Source organism: Paraburkholderia sp. Clong3 (assembly GCF_050436485.1).
GTDB classification, from domain to species: Bacteria; Pseudomonadota; Gammaproteobacteria; order Burkholderiales; family Burkholderiaceae; genus Paraburkholderia; species Paraburkholderia tuberum.
In genome coordinates this window covers 3,849,642-3,873,642 of the sequence record NZ_JBNDMH010000002.1, presented here as the reverse complement: position 1 = coordinate 3,873,642, position 24,001 = coordinate 3,849,642, and the positions used below count along the sequence as shown (strand labels likewise).

The following is a 24,001-nucleotide window of genomic DNA, read 5'->3' as shown; positions in this document are numbered from 1 at the left end:
CTGGCTTGCAACGAGCCTCACGCGGACCCGGAAGCGCTTCGCATCGGGCCATCGGGCCGGGCGAAGCGCTCAGCCCACTTCAAAGATCGTTGCCCGCCGCCGGACCGGCTGCCTTCTTTTTGTCGCCGATACGGCTCTCCTGCCCCCGCATCAGCTTCGCAATATTGCCGCGATGCCGCCACACGAGCAGCAGGCTCATCACCAGAACCGCGAGCGCGACGATGCGCGGCCCGAACAGAAACACGTAGAACAGCGGCGCGAACAGCGCCGAGTACAGCGCCGCGAGCGACGAGTAGCGCGTAAAGAACGCGACGATCAGCCAGGTTAGCAAGGTCGCGACGCCGAGCGTCGGGTTGATCGCGAGCAGCACGCCCGCGGCGGTCGCGACGCCTTTGCCGCCCTTGAAGCGGAAGAAAATCGGATACAGGTGACCGAGAAACACCGCAAGCGACGCAATCGCGATCGCGCGCTCGTCGAGCCCGTAACGCGCGCCGAAATGCACGACCAGCCATACGGGCAGCCAGCCCTTGAAGGCGTCGCCGATCAGCGTCAGAATCGCGGCCTTCTTGCTGCCGCTGCGCAGCACGTTGGTGGCGCCCGGGTTGCCCGAGCCGTACGAGCGCGGGTCGTCGAGACCCATCGCGGCGCTCACGATCACGGCAAACGACAACGAACCGATCAGATAGGCAACGACAGCGACGATCAGGTTTTGCATCTGGGACTCTTATAAGGATCGCGGTCTGACATTCGATACCCCAACCGCAACAGGGCATGCCCGTCGAATCAGGGCGGCGCACATTTTACCGAACGCGTCCGCGCGAAAAACATTCAGGCAAACGTCAACCCGCTCATCGGCGTCAGTCCACGCTCGCGCATTGCACCGGCTTTGCCGCTAGCAGATCGGTGAGCACCTTCGGCTCGATGCTGACGAGAAAGCCGCGCCGCCCGCCGTTCAACCAGATTTTGTCCATCTCGAGAATGGTCGACTCGACATACACCGGCATCTGCTTGCGCGTGCCGAACGGCGACGTGCCGCCGATCAGATAACCCGAATACCGGTTCGCGACCTCGGGCTTGCACGGCTCGACGCGCTTCGCGCCGATCTGCCGCGCGAGGTTCTTGGTGCTGACGGTGCGATCGCCGTGCATCAGCACGATCAGCGGCTTCGCGTGCTCGTCTTCCATCACCAGCGTCTTCACGACGTGATGCTCGTCGACGCCGAGCTGGCACGACGATTCCGCGGTGCCGCCATGCTCGACGTAGTCGTAAGGATGCTCGCCGAACGTGACGCCGTGACGGCGCAGCAGCTGCGTGGCGGGTGTTTCCGACACATGTCTGGATTTGCTCATCGGCGCATTGTAATGGCGAGTTTGCACAACGGCTATTTGCCGGATGGCCAATTGTGCGGGTTCGACACTTGTGGCACGATCGTTCGAAAATATGCCGGCGCGGTGCGAGATACTGCGCGCAGGGCCACGAATTGGTAAAGAGGAGACAGTGTTGAAGCAGGCTTCATCCATCCGTTCCACGATCGATATCCCCGCGCTGCTCGCCGCCCTGCCCGCGCGCATCGGCGACATTCCGGCGCTCGCCGCCGCACGCGATCCGCGGCATGTCGCGCTGATCGAAGATGCGCGCCGCCTGACCAACGCGCAACTGCGCGAGGCCGTCGATGCGGCCGCCGCGCTGCTGCGCGACTGGGGCGTGCGCGGCGGCGATCGCGTGATGATCGTCGCGGAGAACAGCATCGCGCAAATCGTACTGCTGTTCGCGACCGCGAAGCTCGATGCGTGGGCGCTCGTGTCGAACGCCCGACTGTCGGCCGCCGAACTCGATTCGATCCGCGCGCATGCGCAACCGCGCGTCGTCGCGTATGCGCTCGAAAGCTCGCCTGACGCGCGCCAGCATGCTGAGCGGCATCGAGCGACGCACGCACCCACGCTGTCGCCGGACATCGGCGCATGGTCGTATGCGGTGGACAGCAGCGTGCAAGCCGAAGCCGTCGAAGCCGCCAGCGACCGCCAATGCGCGGCGCTGATCTACACGACCGGCACCACCGGCACGCCGAAAGGCGTGATGCTGTCGCATCGCAATCTGCTGTACATCGCGGCCGTGTCGAGCCGGCTGCGCCAGGTCGGGCCCGACGACGTCGTCTATGCGGTGCTGCCGATCTCGCATGTGTACGGCTTCGCGTCGGTGTGCCTCGGCAGCCTGCATGCGGGCGCGACGTTGCGGCTCGCGCCGCGCTTCGTGCCGGAAGCGGTGCGCCTCGCCCTCGCCACCGAGCACGTCTCGATCTTCCAGGGCGTGCCGGCGATGCACGCGAAGCTGCTCGAACATCTGCACACGCACGGCCACGCATGGTCCGCGCCGCGACTGCGCTTCGCGTACTCGGGCGGCTCGCCGCTCGACGCCGCGCTGAAGGCGCAGGTCGAAGCCGTGTACGGTCTGCCGCTGCACAACGGCTACGGCATGACCGAAAGCAGCCCGACCGTGTCGCAGACGATGGTCGACGCACCGCGCGCCGATTGCTCGGTCGGCGAAGTCATTCCGGGCGTCGAAGTGAAGTTCGTCGGGCTCGACGGCGCCGACGCCGCGCCGGGCGAGATCGGCGAGCTATGGGTGCGCGGGCCGAACGTGATGCTCGGCTATTACCGCAACCCCGAGCAGACCCGCGCGACCGTCACCGAGGATGGCTGGCTGAAGACCGGCGACCTCGCGCGGCAGGCCGCGGACGGCGCGTTGCATATCGTCGGGCGCAGCAAGGAGCTGATCATCCGCTCGGGCTTCAACGTGTATCCGGCCGAGGTCGAGCACGTGCTGAACGCGCATCCGCAGGTCGTGCAGTCGGCGGTGATCGGACGCGCGGTCGAGGGCAACGAGGAGGTGATCGCGTTCGTCGAACTGGTTTCCGGCGCGACGCTCACGCCCGCGGAGTTGATCGCGTGGTGCGGCGAGCGGCTCGCGCCGTATAAGCGGCCAGCCGAGCTGAAGGTGCTCGCGGCGCTGCCGGCCGCATCGACCGGCAAGATTCTCAAGCACCGGTTACGCGAGGTCGTGTGAAGCGCGCGGGCACCCGCGCGCTTCACGTCGTGCTCACCCGCGCGGATGATGCTGCGCATGCAGCGATTTCAGCCGCTCTCGCGCGACGTGCGTGTAGATCTGCGTCGTCGAAATATCGGTGTGACCGAGCAGCAATTGCACGACGCGCAGATCCGCGCCGTGATTGAGCAGATGAGTCGCGAACGCGTGCCGCAGCGTGTGCGGCGACAACGGCGCATGGACGCCCGCGGCCTGCGCGTGTCGCTTGATGATGTTCCAGAACTGCTGGCGCGTCATGCCGTCCGCGCGTGTCGTCACGAATAGCGCATCGGCCGCGCGCGGGCCGAGGAGCGCCGGGCGCGCCTCGCGCAGATAGCGCTCGATCCACGCGTGCGCCTCTTCGCCGAACGGAACCAGCCGCTCCTTCGAGCCCTTGCCAGTGACGCGCACGACGCCTTCGTTGAGTCCCACCTCGACGGTTTTCAGTGTGACCAGTTCGGTCACGCGCAAGCCGCTCGCGTACATCAACTCGAGCATCGTGCGATCGCGCAAGCCGAGCGGCGTGTCGATGTCGGGTGCGCCGAGCAACGCTTCGACCTGGACCTCGCTCAACGTCGACGGAAATCGCGGCGGCTGCTTCGCCGAGCGGATGCGCAAGGTCGGATCGGCGGCCGCGCGATGCTCGCGCACCGCCCACGCGTAATAGCGGCGAAACACCGACAGCCGACGGTTCGCCGAGGTCGCCTTGTCCTTTTGCCGCGCCGCGCTGTAGGCGCTCAGGTCGGCTTCGCTCGCGGTGTCGAGCGAAGCATTGCGCGTGTGCGCGAGCCATTCGCAGAAGAGCCGCAAGTCGCGGCGATACGCGTCGAGCGTGTTGCGCGACAGGCCATGCTCGAGCCACAGCGCGTCGCAGAAGGCGTCGATCGATGCGGAGCTGGTCAGCAGCAGCGGTGATGCGGCGGCTGTGTCTTCGACGTGTACAGCGGTATTGGTGGTGGTGCTCGTGCTCATACGTACGGCACACCTTCATGCGCGAGCAACCAGCGCTTCACGTTGCGGAAGAAACCGTCGCCGCCATCGTGCGCGAAGCCGCCGATGCCGCTCGAACTCACCACGCGGTGACACGGAATCACGATCGGAAAGAAATTGGCGCCGCACGCCTGGCCGACCGCGCGCGGCACGCTGCCGAGCTGCTTCGCGAGTTGTCCGTAAGTCAGCACGACGCCGGGCGGGATGTCGCTGATCGCCTGCCACACGCGCCGCTGGAACGCGGTGCCGCACTCGGCGAGCGGCAGCTCGAATTTCGCTGACGCGTGCTCGAAATAACGCTCGATCTGTTCGGCCACCTCGCGTGCGAGCGGCGTGTCGGGCGCGACATTGGGCGTCGACTCGGGCAGATAGACGATCTCGCGCACGGCTTCGCCTTCGAGCCGGATGCCGATCTTGCCGAACGGCGCATCGATCACTGCGTTGAACATGATTGCCTGCTCCTCTAGGGTCTGTTTACATATGGAACGCACGTGCGTTGCCGCGCGAGAAGGGCCGCTCGCAAGGATTGCGACGCCGCGAATACTCGACGTATTCGCAAGGAGCATGACGCAGCGAGCGGCCCTTCTCGCGGCAACCCCAGTTCTGAATTTCATTCCAGGGGAATGCACGTGCGTTCCATATGTAAACAGACCCTAGCGTGCCAGATTGCCGGCACCGAATTGCCACGACTTTACGCCGCTTCGAGCGCCCACTCCACATGCTCGCGCACGACCGCCGACGGATCGTCGGCTCGCTGCCTCAAAGCCAGCACGATCGCGCCACGGGCATCGAGGTCGAGACTTCCTGGCGCGGCGCGCAACGCGTTACCCATGCCGACCGCGAGATTGCGCAGCCAGCTCTCGTAGCCGATGCGGCGAATCGCGCTGCCCTGCATGCGCGTATCGAACTCCTCGGCGCTCCACGCGAACAGTTCGACCAGCGACGCGCGATCGAGCCCGTGCCGCACGTCGAAATCGGCGACCGGTGCGGCCTGCGCGAACTTGTTCCAGGGACACACGAGCTGGCAATCGTCACAGCCGTACACCCGATTGCCGATCAGCGGCCGCAGCTCGAGCGGAATACTGCCCTTCAGCTCGATCGTCAGATACGAGATGCAACGCCGCGCGTCGACCTTGTACGGCGCGACGATCGCGCCGGTCGGACAGGCGCCGATGCAGCGCGCGCAGCTGCCGCAATGCGAGCCCGGCGTTTCGGGCGCGGCCTCGGGTGAGGTTTCGGCGTCGGTCGGCAGCGGGACGTCGACATAGATCTCGCCGAGGAAAAACAGCGAGCCGGCGTCGCGCTGCAGCAGCAACGTGTGCTTGCCGCGCCAGCCGATGCCGGCCTTCTGCGCGAGCTCGACTTCGAGCACCGGCGCCGAGTCGGTGAACACGCGATAGCCGAACGGCCCGATCGCCGCTTCGATCCGGTCGGCCAGTTGTTGCAGGCGCTGACGCATCACCTTGTGATAGTCGCGGCCGCGCGCGTAGATCGACACGACCGCCGTCGACGGGTCCGCGAGCCGCGCGTGCTCGGCCGCGCGCCAGTCGCGCGCGCGGAGTGTCGCGCGTGAGGCGGGTTGCGTTACGTCTTGCGGCATGCTTTCAGGCGCGCTTTCATGTCCCCCTTCATGCGCCCCTTCAGCCGCCTCTGCTTCCAGCGTCTGCGCAGGCAAATAGGCGATGCGCGCGGTGATCACGCGTCGCGTGCCGGCCACAAGCTCGGCCGGCCGCGCGCGTTTCATGCCGTGTTTGGCCATATAATCCATCTCGCCGTGGCAACCCGCTTCGAGCCACGCTGCAAGCGGCGCTTCGGCGGCCGACAGATCGGTATCGCTAATGCCGATCGCCCCGAAACCGAGTTCACGGCCCCACGTCTTGATGTCGAGCGCGAGCGCACGAAGCGCCGCCTCGTCGAAACGGGACGTTGCGCCAGAAGCTCGCACGGCATCATCGGCCGATGCGGGCGTGCAGGAAACAGGGGACTTCGGACTTCGGTTCATCACGCCATTTTACGAGAATGCCTGTCAATCCCGATCACGCGCCCCTACCGTCCGCTCCCGTGCTGCTCGAACGCTCTTTCGCGCTCGCGGACGAAGCCGCCACGCAGGCGTTCGGCGCGCGCTTCGCACAGGCGATCGAAAGCGTGCGCGCGGCCTCGCATCAGGCACAGCCAGCCCAGCCTGGCGCCGCAAGCGGCCCCGCGTTCCACGGCCTGCAAGTCCAACTGGTCGGCGACCTCGGCGCCGGCAAAACCACGCTCGTGCGCGCGACCTTGCGCGGCCTCGGCCACACCGGCCGCGTGCGCAGTCCGACCTACACGCTCGTCGAACCGTATGTGCTCGAGCGGCCCGCCGGGGAACTCGCGCTCTATCACTTCGATCTGTACAGATTCACCGATCCGGCCGAATGGGCCGACGCGGGCTTTCGCGAATATTTCGACAGCGGCGCGGTCTGCCTCGTCGAATGGCCGCAACGCGCGGGACCGCTGCTCGGCGTGCCGGATCTCGTCTTCTCGCTCGGGCTCGTCGGCAACACAGACGCAAACGCGGACCCACGCGTACTCGTCGCACGCGCTTATAGCGAATCAGGAAAGGCATGTCTCGAAAGATGTTAATCAAACCATTCCATTCGATCGAATCGGCGGCGGGCGCAACGCATAACTGGCGGCGCCGGCAGATCCTGCGCGCGGGTGCGTCGACGCTGGTGCTCGGCCTCGTCGCTCCGCGTCTCGCGTTTGCGAGCTCGGTGCTCGGCGTGCGCGTGTGGCCCGCGCGCGACTACACGCGCGTGACGATCGAATCCGATCAGCCGCTGCAGAACACGCAGCAACTGCTGCAGGGACCGGACCGGCTCGTCGTCGATCTGAACGGCCTCGACCTCGATCAGGCGCTGAAGGAGCTGGTCTCGAAGATCACACCAAACGATCCGCAGATTTCGTCGGTGCGGGTCGGGCAGTATCAGCCGCACGTGGTGCGCATGGTGTTCGACCTGAAGGGCTCGGTGAAGCCGCAGGTGTTCGCGCTGCCGCCGGTCGGCGCGTACAAGTACCGGCTCGTGTTCGACCTGTATCCGGCTGTCGCGCCCGATCCGTTGATGGACCTGCTCGCGCAGACCGAGCGCAAGCAGCAGGCGCTCAACGAAGAAAACAGCGCGCCGCCCGCGACGCTTGCCGGCCCCGGCACGGCGCCGCCCGTCGACAACAGCGAAGCGTTCTTCGAGCACTACGCGCAGAACGGTGGCGCCGGCAATGGCGCCGCGGGCGTACCGCATCCGCCCACGCATGGCACGACGGCGCCGTCCGCGCCGGTCATTGCCGGCAGGCAGGCGGCGCCGTCCGCGCCCTCCGCGCCGCCTGCCGCACTGGCGCGCAACAAGGGTGGCAACGCCAACAGCAACAACACTGCACGCGGTCTCGACAGCAACAACGACAACCTCGGCGACAGCGGCGACACCTACGCATTCACCACACCGAAGTCGAGCCGCAGCAACACCGTGCGACTGCTCACCGTCGCAATCGATCCGGGTCATGGCGGCGAGGACCCGGGCGCGATCGGCGGCGCAGGCACCTACGAGAAGCACGTCGCGCTCGACATCGCGAAGAAGCTGCGCGCGAAGATCGACGCGCAGCCGAACATGCGCGCGATGATGACGCGCGACGCCGACTTCTTCGTGCCGCTGAACGTGCGCGTGCAGAAAGCGCGCCGCGTCGGCGCGGACCTGTTCGTGTCGATCCACGCGGACGCGTTCACGACGCCCGAGGCGAAGGGCTCCTCGGTGTTCGCGCTGTCGGAGCACGGCGCGTCGAGCGCGGCCGCGCGCTGGATGGCGAACAAGGAGAACTCGTCGGATCTGATCGGCGGCATCAACATCAAGTCCGACGACGCCACCGTGAACCGCGCACTGTTCGACATGTCGACCACCGCGCAGATTCGCGACTCGATGCGCTACGGCAACTTCGTGCTCAAAGAGATCGGCGACATCAACAAGCTGCACAAGGGCTCGGTCGAGCAGGCCGGCTTCGCGGTGCTGAAGGCGCCGGACATTCCGTCGATCCTCGTCGAGACCGCGTTCATCAGCAATCCGGACGAAGAGCGCCGCCTCAACGACGACGCGTATCGCGACAAGATGGCCAGCGCGATCCTGACCGGCATCAAGCGCTATTTCGCGGCGAATCCGCCGCTCGCAAAGAGCCGCATGACGTGATGTCGGCACACGCGAGCCAATAACAAAAACAAAACGGCCCTCCGGCCGTTTTGTTATTCACGCTCGCAACCCGTGGCGCAACGGTTGCTCAGCGTGCCGGTATCAAGCGCTGCACGACCCAGCCGCCGAACACGTTGACCGCGAGCCCCGCCATCACGAGCAACGCGCCCGCCACCTGCATCGCGGACAGTTGCTCGCCGAGCAGCAGCGACGCCGACGCGAGTCCGACGATTGGCACCAGCAGCGAGAACGGCGCGACCTGGCTCGCCGGATAGCGCGACAGCAGACGGCTCCACAAGCCATAGCCGAGCAGCGTCGCGATAAACGCCAGATAGACGATCGCGAAGATCGACAGCGCGCTGATACCGGTCAGCGCGGCGGCGATTTCGCGCGGCCCTTCGAACACGAACGACGCCGCGAAAAACGGCAGCGGCGGAATCAGGCTTCCCCACACGACGAGTCCGACCAGATCGACCTTGCCGACCTTCTTCGTAACGATGTTGCCGAGTGCCCACATGCACGCGGCGCACAGCGTCAGCAGGAAACCAGCGACGGACATCGTGTGGCCGCCTTGCAGGCCGATCACCGCAAGCCCCGCCGCGGCGATCAGCAGACCCGCGACGTTCGGCAAACGGAAGCGCTCGTGCAGAAACAGCGCCGCGAAGATCAGCGTGAAAAACGCCTGCGCCTGAAGCACCAGCGATGCAAGCCCCGCCGGCATGCCGACGTACATCGCCGAGAACAGGAACGCGAATTGCCCGAACGAGATCGTCGCGCCGTAGGCGAACAGCCACCGCCACGGCATCTGCGGCCGCTTGACGAAAAACACCGCCGGGACCGCAGCGAGCGTAAAGCGCAGCGCGCCGAGCAGCATCGGCGGCACGCCGTGCAGGCCGACCTTGATCACGACGAAATTGACGCCCCACGCGAGCACGACGATCAGTGCGAGCAGCAAGTCCCTGGGCGACATCCGGGTCTCCAAAGAAATGGTTCGATCTGGCAGTGTAACGGAGGCCGCAAATTCGCTTCGGTGCGCCCGCTCATGGCGAGCGTGCGCCGTTGCCTCGGCCGCGCGCGACGCGCAGTAGAATCGACCATTCGAGCCTTCTCCTTCACTTTCCCGTCGAGCCTGCCCATGACTTCCTCGATCAAAGCCGTCCTCAAACCGCACTTACGCGACATCGGCAATCTGACCGTGCGGCGCGTGCTGCCCGCGATGGCGGCGCGCCTCGTCGGCCCGTTCATTTTCTTCGACCACATGGGCCCCGCGACCCTCGAACCCGGCAGCGGCCTCGACGTGCGCCCGCATCCGCATATCGGCCTCGCGACCGTCACCTATCTGTTCGACGGCGCGATCATGCATCGCGACAGCCTCGGCTCCGAGCAGAAGATCGTCCCCGGCGACGTCAACTGGATGACGGCCGGGCGCGGCATCGTCCATTCGGAGCGAACGCCGCCGGAAGACCGCGCGCGCGGCCAGACGATTCACGGCATCCAGACCTGGGTCGCGCTGCCGCTCGCCGATGAAGACGCCGAGCCGTCGTTCGCGCATCACGCGGCCGCGACCTTGCCGGTCGTCGAGCGCAACGGCGTGACGCTGCGCGTGATCGCGGGCACCGCGTTCGACGCGGTGTCGCCGGTCGCGACGTTTTCGGGCACGCTGTACGTCGCCGCCGACTTCACGCCGGGCAGCGCGTTCGCGCTCGAACCGGAGCACGAGGAGCGCGGTGTATATCTGGTGGAAGGCGATCTGGAGATCGACGGCACGCCGCTCGAAGCGGGCCAGATGGCCGTGCTCGCGCTCGACGAAACCGTCACGCTCGCGAGCACGCACGGCGCGCGCGCGATGCTGCTCGGCGGCGAGAAGCTCGACGGCGAGCGCTTCATCGAATGGAATTTCGTCGCGAGCTCGCGCGAGAAAATCGAAGCCGCGAAGCTCGCCGTGGACCAATCAGGAAATGGGCCACGTGCCCGGCGAAACCGAATGGATTCCGCTGCCGCAGCGCAAGTGACGGCGCCGGGCCGCGCGCGAATCACCGCATTGAATTCGCGCGATTCGGCCCCACCTAGCGCCTGTTCACAAACCGTTTCTATCGACGAGGACGCAATGGACACCACTCTGGCCACTTTCGAACAGGACGTCATCAAGGCGTCGATGCTGGCCCCCGTGCTGGTCGATTTCTGGGCGCCGTGGTGCGGCCCCTGCAAGAGTCTCGGCCCGATGCTCGAAAAGCTCGAAGCCGAAGCCGCCGGCAAATGGAAGCTCGTGAAGGTCAACGTGGACGAGAACCACGAGCTGGCCGCGCACTTCCAGGTGCGCAGCATTCCGCACGTGATCGCGTTCGCCGACGGCCAGGCCGTCGATCAGTTCGTCGGCGTGCTGACGGAAGGGCAGCTGCGCGAGTTCCTCGACCGGCTCGTGCCGCAAGGGGCGCCGGCCGCGCGCATCGAAGCGCAGACCGCGCTCGCCGAAGGCCGCCGCGACGACGCCTACGACCTGCTGCAAGCGGCGCTCGCTTACGACCCGGGCTTCGACGACGCGCGCATGGACCGCATCGAGTTACTGCTCGAAGACAACCGCATCGATGAGGCGCGCAACGAAGTCGATCTGCTGTCGCCGAAAACCACGCAAGGCATCGACGCGCGTTTCAACGCGATCAAGACGCGGCTCGACGCGGTGGACGCCGCCGCGGACCTGCCGCCCACCGATGCGCTCGAAGCGCGTGTCGCCGGCAACCCCGACGATCTCGAAGCACGCTTCGATCTTGCGAATGCGTTTATCGCGCGACGCAAATACGCGCAGGCGCTCGAACATCTGCTCGCGATCGTGCAACGCGACCGCGCGTTCCGCGACGATATCGGCCGCAAGACGATGTTGTCGGTGTTCGATCTGGCCGCGCATCAGCCGGAGCTGGTGTCGCAGTGGCGGCGCAGGCTGAGCGCGTCGTTGTATTGATCGATTGTGATGTTTTGCCCGATGGCAGCCCGGGTCAGCGCGGTTGAAACCGCCGCCCGGGCTGCCACCTAAACCGTCGCCTTCTTCGCCAGCTCCCGCAACACGTACGCCGCGGCCGCAAAACCAAAGCTCGCGGTCACGCACACGCTGGAGCCAAACCCCGCGCAGTTCAAGCCGACCGGCCCCGTATGCCCCGGCGACGTGCTCACGTGCTCGGCTTCTTCATCGATATCGCAGACGGCCGCTTCCGGATAGATCAGCGGCTCGTCGGAATACACGGCGTTCACCTTGAACTTCGCCTTCGGCCCGCGCGGAAAGCCATGCTGCTTGCGCAACTGCCCGCGCACCTTCGACAGCAGCGGGTCCTGGATCGTCAGCGCGAGATCGTCGATGCGGATCCGCGTCGGGTCGAGCTGACCGCCCGCGCCGCCGACCGTGATCAGCGGCTGCTTGCGCTCGACGCACCATGCGATCAGCGCGGTCTTCGTGCGCACGCTGTCGATCGCGTCGATCACATAGTCGAAGCCGCCGCCGAGCGTGGCCGCGAAATTGTCCGGCTCGACGAAGTCCTCGATCAGCCGCACCTCGCAGTACGGATTGATTGCCGCGATGCGTTCGGCCATCGCTTCGACCTTCGGTTTTCCGTAGTTGCCGTCGAGCGCGTGAATCTGCCGGTTCGTGTTGCTTTCCGCGACGTTGTCGAGATCGATCAGCGTCAGCGTGCCGAGCGCGCTGCGCGCAAGCGCCTCCGCGACCCACGACCCCACCCCGCCGATGCCGATCACCGCGACGTGCGCACCCTCGAATGCGGCGAGCGCGGGCGCGCCATACAGACGGGCGATGCCGCCGAAACGGCGCGCGCGGTCGGCGGTTTCGTTCGCGTCGAGGCTGGTAGTAAGATCGGATTGCGCGGTGGTGCTGGACATGATGGCAGGGCTCGAAAACACAGGCGGAACAAAGCAAGCGGCGGCGCTTTGGCAAATCGCCTGGGCAAATTGCTTTGGCAAATGGGGCGCGCAGCCCGTATTTTGCCTGAACACGTGAAACAGCCGCGCAGGACCACGAGCAGCGACGCGATGTTGCAGGCTTGCGCTGGCGCAACATGCGCCGCGCCATACGTTGCTCCGCTCGCGCGCACAAACCTGACGCCTTAGCTATACTTGGCCCACACTGTAGCGTTCGCATAAGAACATGATCTCACTCGCCGAGCTTCGAAAAAACTACTCGCTGGGCTCACTGGACGTTGCCGACGTCAACCACGATCCGTTCCGTCAATTCGACACGTGGTTCCAGCAGGCCATCGACGCCAAGCTGCCCGAGCCGAATGCAATGACGCTGGCCACGGTCGACGCGCGCGGCCGGCCTTCGGCACGCATCGTGCTCATCAAGGGCGTCGACGAGCGCGGTTTCGTATTCTTCACCAACTATGAAAGCCGCAAGGGCCGCGAACTGAACGTGAACCCCTACGCGAGCCTGCTGTTTCACTGGATCGAACTCGAACGCCAGGTGCGCATCGAGGGCCGCGTCGTCAAAACGAGCGAGGCAGACAGTGACGCGTATTTCGCGTCTCGTCCGCTCGGCTCGCGGATCGGCGCATGGGCATCGAATCAGAGTCAGGTGATTGAAAGCCGTTCGCAGCTCGAAGTACGCGAACGCGAAATCAGCCTGCAATACGGCGAAAATCCTCCGCGTCCGCCGCACTGGGGTGGCTACCGTCTGGTGCCCGACGCGATCGAATTCTGGCAGGGGCGGCCGTCTCGGCTGCACGATCGTCTGCTTTACACGCGCGCGGAAGAAAGCGCCAACTGGCTGATCGCACGCCTGTCGCCCTGACCGGTCGATAACCGGACGAATGAGGCCGGCGGCGGCGCCAACGTAGCGGCGCGCGTCGGCGGGATTGCGTTGCGCGGCCCGCGGAATGCGCCGCGCCGTGTCGCGATCCACATAGCTTTGCTTTAAATCAACGAACACGGAGAGATCACATGTTCTGGGAGAAAAAGCTGGCGCAGTGGGTTGAAGATGTCAAAACCACAGCTAACCTGCCCGCACGCCTCGTGCTGTGGGACGGTCAGCAACACGACTTCGGGCAGTTCGCCGCGCCCCGGGTCACGCTACACGTGAAGAGCGCAACCGCGCTGCCCTATCTGCTCGAACCGAGCCTCGACAATCTTGGCGAAGCCTATGTCAAAGGCAAGATCGACATCGAGGGCAAGCTGTCGGACATCATCAATATCGGCTATCAGCTCGCGCGCAGCACCGTGACGAGCGCCGGCAAGCTCGCGCGCGTGCGGCGCTACTTCAATCACTCGAAGACGTCGGATAAGAAAGCGATCCAGTATCACTACGACGTGTCGAACGAGTTCTACAAGTTGTGGCTCGACGAGAACATGGTCTACTCGTGCGCGTACTTCGAGACCGGCACCGAAGACCTCGCGACCGCGCAGCTGAAGAAAATCGATCACATTCTGACCAAAATCCAGCTGCAGCCCGGGCAGCGTCTGCTCGACATCGGCTGCGGCTGGGGCGCGCTCGTGCTGCGCGCCGCGCAGAAGTTCGGCGCGAAGTGCGTCGGCGTCACGCTGTCGCAGAACCAGTTCGATCTCGCCACCGCGCGCGTGAAAGCGGCGGGCCTCGAAAACCAGATCGATATCCGCCTGCAGGACTATCGCGACATCAAGGGGCAGTTCGACCGCATCACGAGCGTCGGCATGTTCGAGCACGTCGGCCGCAAGAACCTGCCCGGCTATTTCCAGAAGATGCACGATCTGCTCGCCGACGACGGCATCGCGATGAACCACGGCATCACGTCGAGCGACGCCGATAGCGGCGAAACCGCGCTCGGCGGCGGTGAGTTCATCGACCGCTTCGTGTTCCCGGACGGCGAGCTGCCGCACATCGGCCTCGCGCTCGAAGCGATGCAGCGCGGCGGGCTCGAACCGGTTGACGTCGAAAGCCTGCGCCGTCACTATGCGCACACGCTCGACATCTGGGCGGAAAATTTCGAGGCCCACGCAGACCAGGCGCGCAAGCTCGTCGACGACGAAAAATTCCGCATCTGGCGCGTGTATCTGGCCGGCTGCGCGTATGCGTTCGAAAACGACGACGTGTCGATTTTCCAGGTGGTGTGCCGCAAAGCCGGCCGCAGCGCGAAAACCCTGCCGTGGTCGCGCCGCTACATGTACGAAAAACCGCTGTGACCCGGCTGTGACCCGGTTTGTGACCGGTCGCGCCGCGGCGGCGTGCATGAAGCGCGCGCCGCGGCGCAATTCTGATGAACAGCAGGCCGGACATTGATGGACCAGAGCAGGACGAGTGACGTTGAAGAGCCGTTGAACGGCAAGGACGGCCGCGCGGACGATGCGGCGCATCAGGCCACGCAGCAGTTCGATCTGTTCGGGATGCCGGTGGAGGCCGCGGCAGAAGCGCCGGCCATGTCCGCACGTGAAGCCGATTCGGCCGCAAGCGCTGCCGCGCAGCCAGAGCACAAGCGCACGCCGAAGACCGCAATATCCAACGCCCCCGCGTCGCTGTTCGAAGCCGACACCCCGCCCGACAGCCCCGCTCCTGAACCAGACTCCGCCCCGGCCTCCGCCGACGCCCCGAAAAAGCGCCGCAGCCGCGCCGTGCTCGCTGCACCGCCGTCGCCGGAGCTGCTCGCGCTCGCGGCGCAATTGCCGCCGCAGATCCACCTCGGCACGTCGACATGGTCGTTCCCGGGTTGGACAGGCATCGTCTACGGCGATGACTACAGCAACAGCAAACTGTCGCGCGAGGGCTTGAGTGCGTACGGCGCACATCCGCTGCTGAAGACGGTCAGCATCGACCGCTCGTTCTACCAGGCGTTGACGGTCACCGAATACCTGCGCTACGCGCAGCAGGTGCCCGAGCACTTCCGCTTCATCGTCAAGGCGCCGATGACGATCACCGACGCCACCGTGCGCGCCGAGCGCGGCGAGCCGGTATCGCTGAACCCGTGCTTCCTGAACGCGCGGATGGCGATCGACGATTTCGTCACGCCCTGCCTCGAAGGCCTCGGCGCAAAGGCCGGCGCGCTGGTGTTCCAGTTCTCGCCGCTGCCGGATCAGATGCTCGCGCAGCCGGCGGTATTCATCGAACGACTGGGAGAGTTTTTCGACGCGCTGCCCGGGCTGCCCGACGGCAGTTGCTACGCGGTCGAGATTCGCGACGCGAGCCTGCTCACGCCGCGCTTCATCCGCATGCTGAAGACGGCTGGCGTGCGCTACTGCGTCGGCATTCATGCGCGGATGCCCGATCCGCTGCGCCAGGCCGCGGCGCTCGCGCTGCTCGATGGCGAGCCGGCCGGTCCGCTGATCGTGCGCTGGAGCCTGCACGGCGGTTTCAAGTACGAACAGGCGAAGGCGAAGTACGAGCCGTTCAACCGGCTCGTCGACGAAGATCCGGCGACGCGCGCGTCGCTCGCCGAACTGGCCGCGCGTTACGCGCTCGCTGGTCAGCCGGTTGTGATCGCGGTCAACAACAAGGCGGAGGGATCGGCGCCGCTCAGCTGCGTGAAACTGGCCGAAGAAATCGTCGAAGCCTGCGTGCGTGTCACGCAGGGACGCGGCGATAACGGCGACGAGGTGCCATCGCGAGCACAGGAACCGCAGTGACGAACAGCAGCGGGCGGTCTTACGCATCCGCCCGTTGCCGACTCCAATCCCCGCGCTGCGCCGCTAACCCGCCTTGATCCGATGCGCGAACTTCTGGCGGAATTTCGCGACTTTCGGCGCTACCACGAACGAGCAGTAGCCCTGATTCGGATGCTGCGCGAAATAGTTCTGGTGATAAGCCTCGGCGGGCCAGTAGTTGTCGCCGAGCGGCAGCACCTCGGTCACGAGCTTGCCGTCGTAGATGCGCTGTTCGCCGATCTCGCGAATCGCCTGCAGCGCGGTTTCGTGTTGCGCGTCGGAATGCGTGAAGATCACCGAGCGATATTGCGTGCCGACGTCGTTGCCCTGCCGGTTCAGCTGGGTCGGATCGTGGATCGCGAAAAAGATGTCGAGAATCTCGCGATAGCTGATCTTGGCCGGATCGAAGTCGACCTTGACCACTTCCGCGTGACCGGTGTCGCCGTCGCAGACCTGCTCGTAGCTCGGATGGCGCGTGTGACCGCCCGCATAACCCGACTCCACCGCATTGACGCCCTCGACGCCCAGATACACCGCTTCGAGGCACCAGAAACATCCACCGCCGAGCGTTGCTGTCTCGTTCATAAGCTTCACCCCAGGATCAGATTCACACCATGATCGGCAGCCGGCCTGCGTAGCGCCGCCGTATCTGCCACCGCATCCGAATATATGGCCGAAAACGCGTTCCGAAAGGCGCAGTCAGGCACGAGTCAGGCACCCGTCGCGCAATGACCGCAAATCCGGCCGTGCAGATATCGAGTATAGAAACGCCGGCACGCGACGGGTGAATAACCGTGCCTCACACACGCAAGCGCCGCGCCCGCGCCTCGATCCAGCACGATCGGCAAATTTTCGGGTGCAGCCTTTCGAGGAGATCGTCGATGCAACCGCCCGGCTGCCACGCGCCGCACGCATCGTGCTGCGGCGCGCGCGGCGATTGCAGTTAAAATTGGCGGAAATCAACGATTTTCATCATGACTTTCGAAACATCCGCTTCCCGCCGCGCGGGTATACGCTTCAATTCGCGCCTTGATTCGCGCTGCAGTCGTTCTTTCACACGGCGCGCGACGGGGGCCTCGCCCCGATGAAGCGCGCGAGCCCACCCAACTTCGACCCGTCCTCGTTCAAACAGGCGCTCAGCCAGTTCGCGACCGGCGTCACCGTGATTACGACGCGCGCCGCGTCCGGCCAACTGATCGGCATCACGGCCAGTTCGTTCAACTCGGTGTCGCTTTCTCCGCCGCTCGTGCTGTGGAGTCTCGCGACGCGCTCCGCGTCGATGCCGGTGTTCCGCGCCAACAGTCACTACGTGATCAATGTGTTGGCCTCGACGCAGCTCGATCTGTGCAAGCGCTTCGCGACCGTGAAGGGCGACCGCTTCGAGGGCGTGTCGCACGCGGCGGGCGACAGCGGCATGCCGGTGCTCGACGGCGCACTCGCGTGGTTCGAATGCCATAACCGCAGCCGCTACGAGGAAGGCGACCACGTGATTTTCGTCGGCGAAGTGGAGCGCTGCGGTGTGCATGAAAATGCCGCGGACATGCTGCCGCTCGTGTTCCAGAGCGCGCAGTTCCACGGCCTGAAGCCGCTTTGAGCGGCGCGGCGCTTCCCTGGCGTATGTATCGCCGGTCGGTCGGACGCGTCGAAAACGGCGCGCCCCGCCCTCATCATCCTCAACGGTCGCTATGCGTGGCTCCGTGCCCGCTGTTCTTCTTCACGAGCGACACCGGCACGCCCGAATCTTCCTTCAGCGTTTCGAGCACGATGTTCGAGCGGATGTCCATCACCCCCGGCGCCTTGTACAGGCGATTGAGCACGAAGTCCGAATAGTGCTTGAGGTTGTGCGCGAGCACGCGCAGCAGATAGTGGGTTTCGCCGGTCACGACGAAAGCGCCGACCACTTCTGGCCAGTCGCGCAGCGCTTCGGCAAAGCGCTCGTGCCAGTTCTGCTGGTCGTTGCGCATCGATACCTGCACGAACGCTTCCAGCTCGAACCCCAAAACTTCGCGGTTCAGGCACGCTCGGTAGTGTTCGATGACGCCCTGCTCTTCCAGCAGACGCAGGCGTCGCAGACAGGCCGATGGCGAGAGCGAGATGCGCTCCGCCAGGTCGAGATTGCTGATCCGTCCTTCCTGCTGAAGCACCGTCAAGATACGGCAATCGGTGGCGTCGAGCGAGATCGCGTTCATATTCGGTCTCCCTTTCCCGTTTGACTCAAATTATGTTCCAAGACACGGCTGCTAAGGAGATTATTTCGCAATCACATTTCACAGCTTGACCTCTATGATTTAGAGATAGTCACCAACCGTCGACACCGTCATGCGAGCACTCTGGGACATCACCCCCGCCGTCGATACCGCCACGCCCGTCTGGCCGGGCGACACGCCGGTCGGCATCGAGCGCGTCTGGCGCATGGAGGCTGGCTCGCCGGTCAATGTCGCGCGTCTGACGATCTCGCCGCACACCGGCGCGCATACCGATGCGCCGCTGCACTACGACGCCGACGGCGCCGCGATCGGCAATGTGCCGCTCGATGCATATCTCGGTTTATGCAGAGTGATTGACTGTATCGGCGCGTCGCCTGTTGTGACGCCACAACATCTGGCCGGCTCGCTCGACGATTTGCCGCCGCGAGTCTTACTGCGCACTTACAGAAAAGCGCCGACGCGCGAGTGGGATAGTGCGTTCTGCGCGGTCGCGCCCGAGACCGTCGACCTGCTCGCCGCGCGCGGCGTGACGCTGCTCGGCATCGATACGCCGTCGCTCGATCCGCAGGAATCGAAGACGATGGATGCGCATCACCGCATTCGCGCGCACCGGATGGCGATTCTCGAGGGCATCGTGCTCGACGCGGTCGAACCCGGCGACTACGAGCTGATCGCGCTGCCGCTGAAGCTGACCACGCTCGACGCGAGCCCGGTGCGCGCGGTGCTGCGTGCACTGCCCGGCTCGCGCTCAGCCATGCTCCCCGGCGAGCGATCAACCCGACAACCCAACCCATCGAACCACCATGAACCATCGTGATGAAGCCGTGGCGCTCGACAGCGCCGAACCGCTCGCAGCGCTGCGTGACCAGTTCGCGCTGTCGCCGACGACCATCTATCTCGACGGCAACTCGCTCGGCGTGCCGCCGGCCGCCGCCGCGCAGCGCGCGCAGACCGTGATCGCCGCCGAATGGGGCGAAGGACTGATCCGCAGCTGGAACAATGCCGGCTGGTTCGCGCTGCCGCGCCGACTCGGCAACAAGCTCGCGCCGCTGATCGGCGCGGCCGAAGACGAAGTCGTGATTACCGACACGATCTCGATCAACCTGTTCAAGCTGCTGTCGGCCGCCGTGCGGCTCGCCAATGCGCGCGATCCGAAGCGTCGCGTGATCGTGTCCGAGCGCTCGAACTTCCCGAGCGATCTGTATATCGCGCAGGGCCTGATCGAGCAGCTCGATCGCGGCTACGAGCTGCGCCTCGTCGACGATCCGTCCGAACTGCCCGACGCGATCGGCGAGGACACCGCGATCGCGATGATCACGCACGTGAACTACCGCACCGGCTACATGCACGACATGGCCGCGCTGACGAAGCTGATTCACGACAGGGGCGCGCTCGCGCTGTGGGATCTCGCGCATTCGGCGGGCGCGGTGCCGGTCGATCTGAACGGCGTCGGTGCCGACTACGCGGTCGGCTGCACGTACAAGTATCTGAACGGCGGTCCCGGTTCGCCCGCGTTCGTGTGGGTGCCCAGACGTCACCAGAACGAGTTTGCGCAGCCGCTGTCGGGCTGGTGGGGGCATCGCGCGCCGTTCGAGATGAACCCGACGTATCAGCCCGACAACGGCGTGGGCCGCTACCTGTGCGGCACGCAGCCGATGGTGTCGATGGCGCTCGTCGAATGCGGGCTCGACGTGTTCCTGCAAACGTCTATGCAGGCGGTCCGCCAGAAGTCGCTCGCGCTGACCGATCTGTTCATCGAACTCGTCGAGACACGTTGCAGCGAATTTCCACTGAAGCTCGTGACGCCGCGTGAGCATGCGAAGCGCGGCTCGCACGCGAGCTTCGAACATCCGCACGGCTACGAGGTGATGCAGGCGCTGATCTCGCACGGCGTGATCGGCGACTATCGCGAGCCGCACGTGCTGCGCTTCGGCTTCACGCCGCTGTACACGCGCTTCGTTGACGTATGGGACGCCGTCGAAATCTTGCGCGACGTGCTCACCCGCGAGGCCTGGCGGGCCCCTGAATTCGCCCAGCGCGGCGCCGTTACCTGAGGACGACAGAATGACCGATCACATGCACACGCCGGGCTTGCCAGAAGAACCGGCGGCACAAGGCTGCCCGTTCGGGCACGGACGGACGGCGTCGGCGCCGTCCGCGAGCGCGGCCGACAGCGGCTGGCACGACGCGCAGCTCGACTTCTCGGAGTCGATGAGCTACGGCGATTATCTGTCGCTCGGCACGGTGCTGGACGCGCAGCATCCGTTGTCGCCGGATCACAACGAGATGCTGTTCATCATCCAGCATCAGACGAGCGAGCTATGGATGAAGCTCGCGCTGTACGAACTGCGCGCGGCGCTCGCGGCCGTGCATCGCGACGACCTGCCGCCCGCGTTCAAGATGCTTGCGCGCGTGTCGCGAATCATGGAGCAGCTGGTGCAGGCGTGGAGCGTGCTCGCGACGATGACGCCGTCCGAATACACGGCGATGCGGCCGTACCTCGGCAGTTCGTCGGGCTTTCAGTCGTATCAGTACCGGCAGATCGAATTCCTGCTCGGTAACAAGAACGAGCAGATGCTGAAGCCGCACGAGCATCGCGCCGACGTGTACGCGCAAGTGAAGGCATCACTCGAAGCGCCGTCGTTCTACGACGAAGTGGTGAGGCTGCTCGCGCGCCGCGGCTTCAGGATTTCGCCCGCGCGGCTCGAACGCGACTGGACGAAGCCGACCGAACATGACGCATCGGTCGAAGCGGCGTGGCTCGAGGTGTATCGCAATCCGTCCGAGCATTGGGATCTGTACGAGATGGCCGAGGAACTCGTCGATCTGGAGGATGCGTTCCGCCAGTGGCGCTTCCGCCACGTGACGACGGTCGAGCGCATCATCGGCTTCAAGCAGGGCACCGGCGGCACGAGCGGCGCGCAGTATCTGCGCAAGATGCTCGACGTGGTGCTGTTTCCCGAGCTGTGGCACGTGCGGACGATGCTGTAGCGGTTAGCGCGTGTAAGGCACTTCCCGGGCAAACCTGGCATCCTGGCGGAGAACAAAGAGCAAGCCAACACTATGACGCAAGTTCGGAGTTATCCGAATCTTGAGAGATGGTCAGCATGGCAGCATCGGAACCCCATAAAAACATCAGAGGGTTTCGATATACCCGGTGCCGATGACGACGAAGGACTGAAGGTTGTACTGAGTGCTCAGCAACTCGCGGCTGTGCTATCCGGCCAGTCGATCAATCTGAGATACGAAAATTTGTATCAATTGCTTGGTGGCCGCTTCCATGAAGATTTCGACTTGTTCGGAAACCCAATTGAGGAATTGGTTTTGTCTTTTACATGCGAATGCACACCGGAAGAGATTAACGCGACGGTGGCCGAGATAGACCGATTCAAGAGCGATCATGCGGGGAACCTTGACGCAGCATTTGAGGAAAATTTTGGCTACCAGTGCGATCCGACCGTGTGGGAGCAGACCACTGAGGCTTTTCTCGACAAACTTAAGCGTCTTCTTCTGAGTGAGTAGCCCGCACTTCCTCCCACAGGACGGCCCCACACCGTCCGGTAGGCTTGCGTGTACTTCCATTTACCGGGCAACCGACAGTGCCTGACACCCGCTAGCGCGCGGTATAACCACCATCGATCGGCAAACATACCCCGCTAATCATCGACGCCGCGTCGCTCAACAGAAACAGAATCGGCGCGGCGACTTCCGCCGATTCGGCAAAGCGCCTGAGCGGAATCGCCTGCAAAGCGGGATCGCGTTTGACAGGATCGCTCCACGCCAGCACCGCCATCGGCGTCAGCGTGACCGTCGGGTTCACGCTGTTCACGCGAATTCCGTGCGGCCCCAGCTCGATGCACAACGCGCGCGTGACTGCATCGAGCGCGGCCTTCGACGCCGAATAGCTCAGATGATCGTCGAGGGCGACGAGCGCGGCCTGGCTCGACACGTTGACGATGCTGCCCGCGCGCCCCGCGTCGAGCATGCCACGCGCGACGTGCTTCGCGACCAGCACCGCCCCGCGCGCATTCACCGCCATCACGCGATCGAAGCTTGCGGCCGTCGTTTCCACCGCGCGTTCGAGCAACGCGATGCCCGCGCAATTCACCAGACCGTCGAACGGTTCGAGCGAGGCCATTGCTTCGTCGATCGCGGCTTCGTCGCTGATGTCGAGCCTCAACGGCTCGCAGCCGGTTCCCTCGGCGAGCCGCGCGAGCTCGTTCACGTTGCGCGCGGCCGCGACGACCGACGCGCCGCTCGCGCACAGCGCCTCGACCGTCGCGCGGCCGATGCCGCTGGACGCGCCCGTCACCAGAATCGAGCGGCCGGAAAAATCGAAAGTAGCGTTCATGATGATTGCAAGCGATGCATGACCGGCTTCAACGCCGGATAGAGGTCCGTGTACACGCCGAAGCGCTCTTTGTATAGCGCCATGCGCCGTGCGTCGGGCTGCGCGCGCTCGATCAGCGTGACCCAGCCGCCTTGCGCCGCTTCGCGCGACACGAGGCCGACGCCGAGCGCGGCGAGCAGCGCGGCGCCCATCGCGGCTTCGACGTCCTGCTCGATCGTGTAGACCGGATAGCCGGTGACGTCGGCGATGATCTGCATCCACAGGTCCGAATGCGCGGCGCCGCCGACCACGATCAGCTTGTCGTCGAGCGATTGCGCGCCTTTGCGCCCCGCCTCGATGTTGTGCTTCAGCGCGAACGACACGCCTTCGAGCACCGCGCGATACAGATGCGCGCGCGTATGAAACAGCGACAGCCCGACGAACGCGCCGCTCGCTTTCGCATCCCACACCGGGCTGCGCTCGCCCATCAGATACGGCAGGAACAGCACGCCGTCGGCGCCGGCCGGCACTTGCGCGGCGCTCTCTTCGAGCAGCCGATGCGGATCGCCATGCGGTGTCGCGCGCGCGGCCTCGATCTCCGCATGACAGAACTGCTCGCGATACCAGGTGACCGACGCGCCCGCGGTAATCGCGCCGCCGAACACGTAGATGTCGTGCTGCCCGTTGAAAACGTGCGGCATGCTGATCAAACCGTGCCGTGCGTCGACACGCTGATTGAGGTAACCCCAGCACATGCTGGTGCCGATCATCGCGACGTGCTGCCCCGCGCGCGTGACGCCGGCCGCGAACGTCGCCGTCGCGGCATCGACGCCACCCGCGACGATCGCCGTGCCCGCGTCGAGCCCGAGCTGCGCGGTCCATTGCGACAACAGCCCGCCCACCACCTCCGACGATTCGACCAGCCGCTCCGGCATCATCGTCGCGGGAATGCCGAGCATGTCGAGCGCTTCGTCCGACCAGTCGCGCCGCGCGATATCGTAGACGCCGCCGATATTGCCGGCCGAGCTGTGATCGACGGCGACCTCGCCGGTCAGCATGTAGATCACGTATGCGTTCGGCGGCAAAAAATAGCGCGTATGCGCCCACACGTCCGGCTCGTTCTCGCGCAGCCACAGCATCTTCGTATAACCGTAGTAGCTGTCCACCCCGTTGCCGGTGATCGTATAGAGCCGTTCGAGATCGACGTTCTCGCGCACCCAGTCGACCTGCGCGGTCGCGCGCCGGTCCATCCAGATCAGGCAGGGCGCGAGCGGCCGCATGTCGTTGTCGACCGCAATGCCCGAGCCGCCGTACAGGCTACTCACGCACAGCGCCTTGATCGCGCCCGGCGCGATGCCGGCCGCCTTCGCCTCGCCGACGCACGCGGCCACGCATTCGACCACGGCCTTCAGCCACACCGCGGGCCACTGCTCGGCCCACAATGGCTTCGGCGTATCGGGCTGATAGCTCGACGCATGCTGCGCGACGATCGCGCCGTGCTCGTCGACCAGCAGCGCCTTCGTGCTCTGCGTGCCGATATCGACGCCGATGACGTAGTTCATAGAGTCTCCGTTGAAACGCCG

General features: G+C 65.2%; 24 protein-coding genes and 1 pseudogene. 14 read left to right on the top strand and 11 right to left on the bottom strand.

Annotated features, from left to right (window positions below; all coding sequences use genetic code 11):
• Positions 1-79: 79 nt before the first annotated feature.
• Both plsY and ybaK read right to left on the bottom strand, forming a co-directional pair.
• Positions 80-715 carry a glycerol-3-phosphate 1-O-acyltransferase PlsY gene (gene plsY, locus OKW30_RS22070; protein ID WP_429347564.1) on the bottom strand — a complete coding sequence of 212 codons (636 nt, stop codon included), beginning with the start codon at positions 713-715 and terminating at the stop codon, positions 80-82.
• A gap of 142 nt (positions 716-857) precedes the next feature.
• Positions 858-1,349 (bottom strand): Cys-tRNA(Pro) deacylase, encoded by a 492-nt coding sequence (ybaK, locus tag OKW30_RS22065; protein ID WP_429347563.1) that lies wholly within the window; start codon positions 1,347-1,349, stop codon positions 858-860.
• 151 nt (positions 1,350-1,500) lie between these two features.
• Between ybaK and OKW30_RS22060 the strand changes: the two genes are divergently transcribed.
• Positions 1,501-3,063 (top strand): class I adenylate-forming enzyme family protein, encoded by a 1,563-nt coding sequence (locus OKW30_RS22060; RefSeq protein ID WP_429347562.1) that lies wholly within the window; start codon positions 1,501-1,503, stop codon positions 3,061-3,063.
• 33 nt (positions 3,064-3,096) lie between these two features.
• Here the strand turns inward: OKW30_RS22060 and xerD are convergent, their stop codons facing one another.
• From xerD to queG, 3 genes are all read right to left on the bottom strand, one after another.
• The gene (gene xerD / locus OKW30_RS22055) at positions 3,097-4,053 is read right to left on the bottom strand and encodes a site-specific tyrosine recombinase XerD (protein ID WP_429347561.1); all 957 of its coding nucleotides are present in this window, start codon (positions 4,051-4,053) and stop codon (positions 3,097-3,099) included.
• A complete protein-coding gene (locus tag OKW30_RS22050; RefSeq protein WP_429347560.1) occupies positions 4,050-4,520 on the bottom strand; it encodes a methylated-DNA--[protein]-cysteine S-methyltransferase in 471 nt (156 codons plus the stop codon). The genes xerD and OKW30_RS22050 overlap by 4 nt, the downstream gene beginning before the upstream one ends.
• A gap of 242 nt (positions 4,521-4,762) precedes the next feature.
• On the bottom strand, positions 4,763-6,073 hold the full coding sequence (queG, locus tag OKW30_RS22045; protein WP_429347559.1) for a tRNA epoxyqueuosine(34) reductase QueG: 1,311 nt from the start codon (positions 6,071-6,073) through the stop codon (positions 4,763-4,765).
• A gap of 17 nt (positions 6,074-6,090) precedes the next feature.
• Here queG and tsaE point away from each other — a divergent pair, with 17 nt between their 5' ends.
• Both tsaE and OKW30_RS22035 read left to right on the top strand, forming a co-directional pair.
• The gene (gene tsaE, locus OKW30_RS22040; protein ID WP_429347558.1) at positions 6,091-6,687 is read left to right on the top strand and encodes a tRNA (adenosine(37)-N6)-threonylcarbamoyltransferase complex ATPase subunit type 1 TsaE; all 597 of its coding nucleotides are present in this window, start codon (positions 6,091-6,093) and stop codon (positions 6,685-6,687) included.
• Positions 6,669-8,276, top strand: coding sequence for an N-acetylmuramoyl-L-alanine amidase (locus tag OKW30_RS22035; RefSeq protein WP_429347557.1), 1,608 nt, complete (start codon positions 6,669-6,671; stop codon positions 8,274-8,276). The genes tsaE and OKW30_RS22035 overlap by 19 nt, the downstream gene beginning before the upstream one ends.
• An 88-nt stretch (positions 8,277-8,364) precedes the next feature.
• Here the strand turns inward: OKW30_RS22035 and OKW30_RS22030 are convergent, their stop codons facing one another.
• Complete coding sequence (locus OKW30_RS22030) at positions 8,365-9,246, bottom strand: EamA family transporter (protein ID WP_187616365.1); 882 nt, start codon at positions 9,244-9,246, stop codon at positions 8,365-8,367.
• Between the two features lie 165 nt (positions 9,247-9,411).
• Between OKW30_RS22030 and OKW30_RS22025 the strand changes: the two are divergent.
• Positions 9,412-10,288, top strand: a pseudogene (locus OKW30_RS22025) (pirin family protein).
• 95 nt (positions 10,289-10,383) lie between these two features.
• Complete coding sequence (trxA, locus tag OKW30_RS22020) at positions 10,384-11,232, top strand: thioredoxin (RefSeq protein WP_184051515.1); 849 nt, start codon at positions 10,384-10,386, stop codon at positions 11,230-11,232.
• A gap of 68 nt (positions 11,233-11,300) precedes the next feature.
• Here trxA and tcdA read toward each other — a convergent pair whose 3' ends face one another.
• Positions 11,301-12,158 carry a tRNA cyclic N6-threonylcarbamoyladenosine(37) synthase TcdA gene (gene tcdA / locus OKW30_RS22015; RefSeq protein ID WP_184066406.1) on the bottom strand — a complete coding sequence of 286 codons (858 nt, stop codon included), beginning with the start codon at positions 12,156-12,158 and terminating at the stop codon, positions 11,301-11,303.
• Positions 12,159-12,423: 265 nt separating this feature from the next.
• On the opposite strand from tcdA, the gene pdxH reads away from it, so the two are divergent.
• The 3 genes from pdxH to OKW30_RS22000 all read left to right on the top strand — a co-directional run bounded on the left by pdxH (position 12,424) and on the right by OKW30_RS22000 (position 15,863).
• Positions 12,424-13,065 (top strand): pyridoxamine 5'-phosphate oxidase, encoded by a 642-nt coding sequence (gene pdxH / locus OKW30_RS22010; RefSeq protein WP_090801646.1) that lies wholly within the window; start codon positions 12,424-12,426, stop codon positions 13,063-13,065.
• Positions 13,066-13,214: 149 nt separating this feature from the next.
• A complete protein-coding gene (locus OKW30_RS22005; RefSeq protein WP_184066409.1) occupies positions 13,215-14,429 on the top strand; it encodes an SAM-dependent methyltransferase in 1,215 nt (404 codons plus the stop codon).
• 96 nt (positions 14,430-14,525) lie between these two features.
• Positions 14,526-15,863, top strand: a complete 1,338-nt coding sequence (locus OKW30_RS22000) for a DUF72 domain-containing protein (RefSeq protein ID WP_429347556.1) — start codon at positions 14,526-14,528, stop codon at positions 15,861-15,863.
• Positions 15,864-15,926: 63 nt separating this feature from the next.
• Here OKW30_RS22000 and msrA read toward each other — a convergent pair whose 3' ends face one another.
• Positions 15,927-16,466, bottom strand: coding sequence for a peptide-methionine (S)-S-oxide reductase MsrA (gene msrA / locus OKW30_RS21995; protein WP_429347555.1), 540 nt, complete (start codon positions 16,464-16,466; stop codon positions 15,927-15,929).
• A 199-nt stretch (positions 16,467-16,665) separates the two neighbouring features.
• Here msrA and OKW30_RS21990 point away from each other — a divergent pair, with 199 nt between their 5' ends.
• Together OKW30_RS21990 and OKW30_RS21985 are read left to right on the top strand one after the other, a co-directional pair.
• On the top strand, positions 16,666-16,914 hold the full coding sequence (locus OKW30_RS21990) for a hypothetical protein (protein WP_429347554.1): 249 nt from the start codon (positions 16,666-16,668) through the stop codon (positions 16,912-16,914).
• Between the two features lie 51 nt (positions 16,915-16,965).
• Entirely contained in the window at positions 16,966-17,475 is a 510-nt protein-coding gene (locus OKW30_RS21985; RefSeq protein ID WP_429347553.1) for a flavin reductase family protein, read from the top strand.
• A 79-nt stretch (positions 17,476-17,554) separates the two neighbouring features.
• On the opposite strand, the gene OKW30_RS21980 is transcribed toward OKW30_RS21985, so the two are convergent.
• A complete protein-coding gene (locus tag OKW30_RS21980) occupies positions 17,555-18,070 on the bottom strand; it encodes an Lrp/AsnC family transcriptional regulator (RefSeq protein ID WP_013090375.1) in 516 nt (171 codons plus the stop codon).
• 130 nt (positions 18,071-18,200) lie between these two features.
• On the opposite strand from OKW30_RS21980, the gene kynB reads away from it, so the two are divergent.
• The 4 genes from kynB to OKW30_RS21960 all read left to right on the top strand — a co-directional run bounded on the left by kynB (position 18,201) and on the right by OKW30_RS21960 (position 21,610).
• Complete coding sequence (gene kynB / locus OKW30_RS21975; RefSeq protein ID WP_429347552.1) at positions 18,201-18,905, top strand: arylformamidase; 705 nt, start codon at positions 18,201-18,203, stop codon at positions 18,903-18,905.
• Positions 18,892-20,142, top strand: coding sequence for a kynureninase (gene kynU / locus OKW30_RS21970; protein WP_429347551.1), 1,251 nt, complete (start codon positions 18,892-18,894; stop codon positions 20,140-20,142). The genes kynB and kynU overlap by 14 nt, the downstream gene beginning before the upstream one ends.
• Before the next feature lie 10 nt (positions 20,143-20,152).
• Positions 20,153-21,079 (top strand): tryptophan 2,3-dioxygenase, encoded by a 927-nt coding sequence (kynA, locus tag OKW30_RS21965; RefSeq protein ID WP_184066424.1) that lies wholly within the window; start codon positions 20,153-20,155, stop codon positions 21,077-21,079.
• Positions 21,080-21,151: 72 nt separating this feature from the next.
• Positions 21,152-21,610 (top strand): contact-dependent growth inhibition system immunity protein, encoded by a 459-nt coding sequence (locus OKW30_RS21960; RefSeq protein ID WP_429347550.1) that lies wholly within the window; start codon positions 21,152-21,154, stop codon positions 21,608-21,610.
• Positions 21,611-21,701: 91 nt separating this feature from the next.
• Here OKW30_RS21960 and OKW30_RS21955 read toward each other — a convergent pair whose 3' ends face one another.
• A complete protein-coding gene (locus tag OKW30_RS21955) occupies positions 21,702-22,439 on the bottom strand; it encodes an SDR family oxidoreductase (protein ID WP_429347549.1) in 738 nt (245 codons plus the stop codon).
• Positions 22,436-23,980, bottom strand: coding sequence for an FGGY-family carbohydrate kinase (locus tag OKW30_RS21950; RefSeq protein ID WP_429347548.1), 1,545 nt, complete (start codon positions 23,978-23,980; stop codon positions 22,436-22,438). Before OKW30_RS21950 ends, OKW30_RS21955 begins: the two co-directional genes overlap by 4 nt.
• Positions 23,981-24,001: the final 21 nt, after the last annotated feature.

What these genes read in the sequence shown, in the direction of transcription:
- tcdA (WP_184066406.1), bottom strand. Translation starts at nt 12,158, where the DNA reads ATGTCCAGCACCACCGCGCAATCCGATCTTACTACCAGCCTCGACGCG.
- kynB (WP_429347552.1), top strand. Translation starts at nt 18,201, where the DNA reads ATGCGAGCACTCTGGGACATCACCCCCGCCGTCGATACCGCCACGCCC.
- msrA (WP_429347555.1), bottom strand. Translation starts at nt 16,466, where the DNA reads ATGAACGAGACAGCAACGCTCGGCGGTGGATGTTTCTGGTGCCTCGAA.
- xerD (WP_429347561.1), bottom strand. Translation starts at nt 4,053, where the DNA reads ATGAGCACGAGCACCACCACCAATACCGCTGTACACGTCGAAGACACA.
- pdxH (WP_090801646.1), top strand. Translation starts at nt 12,424, where the DNA reads ATGATCTCACTCGCCGAGCTTCGAAAAAACTACTCGCTGGGCTCACTG.
- OKW30_RS22050 (WP_429347560.1), bottom strand. Translation starts at nt 4,520, where the DNA reads ATGTTCAACGCAGTGATCGATGCGCCGTTCGGCAAGATCGGCATCCGG.
- kynU (WP_429347551.1), top strand. Translation starts at nt 18,892, where the DNA reads ATGAACCATCGTGATGAAGCCGTGGCGCTCGACAGCGCCGAACCGCTC.
- OKW30_RS22005 (WP_184066409.1), top strand. Translation starts at nt 13,215, where the DNA reads ATGTTCTGGGAGAAAAAGCTGGCGCAGTGGGTTGAAGATGTCAAAACC.
- OKW30_RS21950 (WP_429347548.1), bottom strand. Translation starts at nt 23,980, where the DNA reads ATGAACTACGTCATCGGCGTCGATATCGGCACGCAGAGCACGAAGGCG.
- queG (WP_429347559.1), bottom strand. Translation starts at nt 6,073, where the DNA reads ATGAACCGAAGTCCGAAGTCCCCTGTTTCCTGCACGCCCGCATCGGCC.
- OKW30_RS22000 (WP_429347556.1), top strand. Translation starts at nt 14,526, where the DNA reads ATGGACCAGAGCAGGACGAGTGACGTTGAAGAGCCGTTGAACGGCAAG.
- OKW30_RS22030 (WP_187616365.1), bottom strand. Translation starts at nt 9,246, where the DNA reads ATGTCGCCCAGGGACTTGCTGCTCGCACTGATCGTCGTGCTCGCGTGG.
- trxA (WP_184051515.1), top strand. Translation starts at nt 10,384, where the DNA reads ATGGACACCACTCTGGCCACTTTCGAACAGGACGTCATCAAGGCGTCG.
- OKW30_RS21980 (WP_013090375.1), bottom strand. Translation starts at nt 18,070, where the DNA reads ATGAACGCGATCTCGCTCGACGCCACCGATTGCCGTATCTTGACGGTG.
- OKW30_RS21955 (WP_429347549.1), bottom strand. Translation starts at nt 22,439, where the DNA reads ATGAACGCTACTTTCGATTTTTCCGGCCGCTCGATTCTGGTGACGGGC.
- plsY (WP_429347564.1), bottom strand. Translation starts at nt 715, where the DNA reads ATGCAAAACCTGATCGTCGCTGTCGTTGCCTATCTGATCGGTTCGTTG.
- tsaE (WP_429347558.1), top strand. Translation starts at nt 6,091, where the DNA reads ATGCCTGTCAATCCCGATCACGCGCCCCTACCGTCCGCTCCCGTGCTG.
- OKW30_RS21960 (WP_429347550.1), top strand. Translation starts at nt 21,152, where the DNA reads ATGACGCAAGTTCGGAGTTATCCGAATCTTGAGAGATGGTCAGCATGG.
- ybaK (WP_429347563.1), bottom strand. Translation starts at nt 1,349, where the DNA reads ATGAGCAAATCCAGACATGTGTCGGAAACACCCGCCACGCAGCTGCTG.
- OKW30_RS21985 (WP_429347553.1), top strand. Translation starts at nt 16,966, where the DNA reads ATGAAGCGCGCGAGCCCACCCAACTTCGACCCGTCCTCGTTCAAACAG.
- OKW30_RS22035 (WP_429347557.1), top strand. Translation starts at nt 6,669, where the DNA reads ATGTCTCGAAAGATGTTAATCAAACCATTCCATTCGATCGAATCGGCG.
- kynA (WP_184066424.1), top strand. Translation starts at nt 20,153, where the DNA reads ATGACCGATCACATGCACACGCCGGGCTTGCCAGAAGAACCGGCGGCA.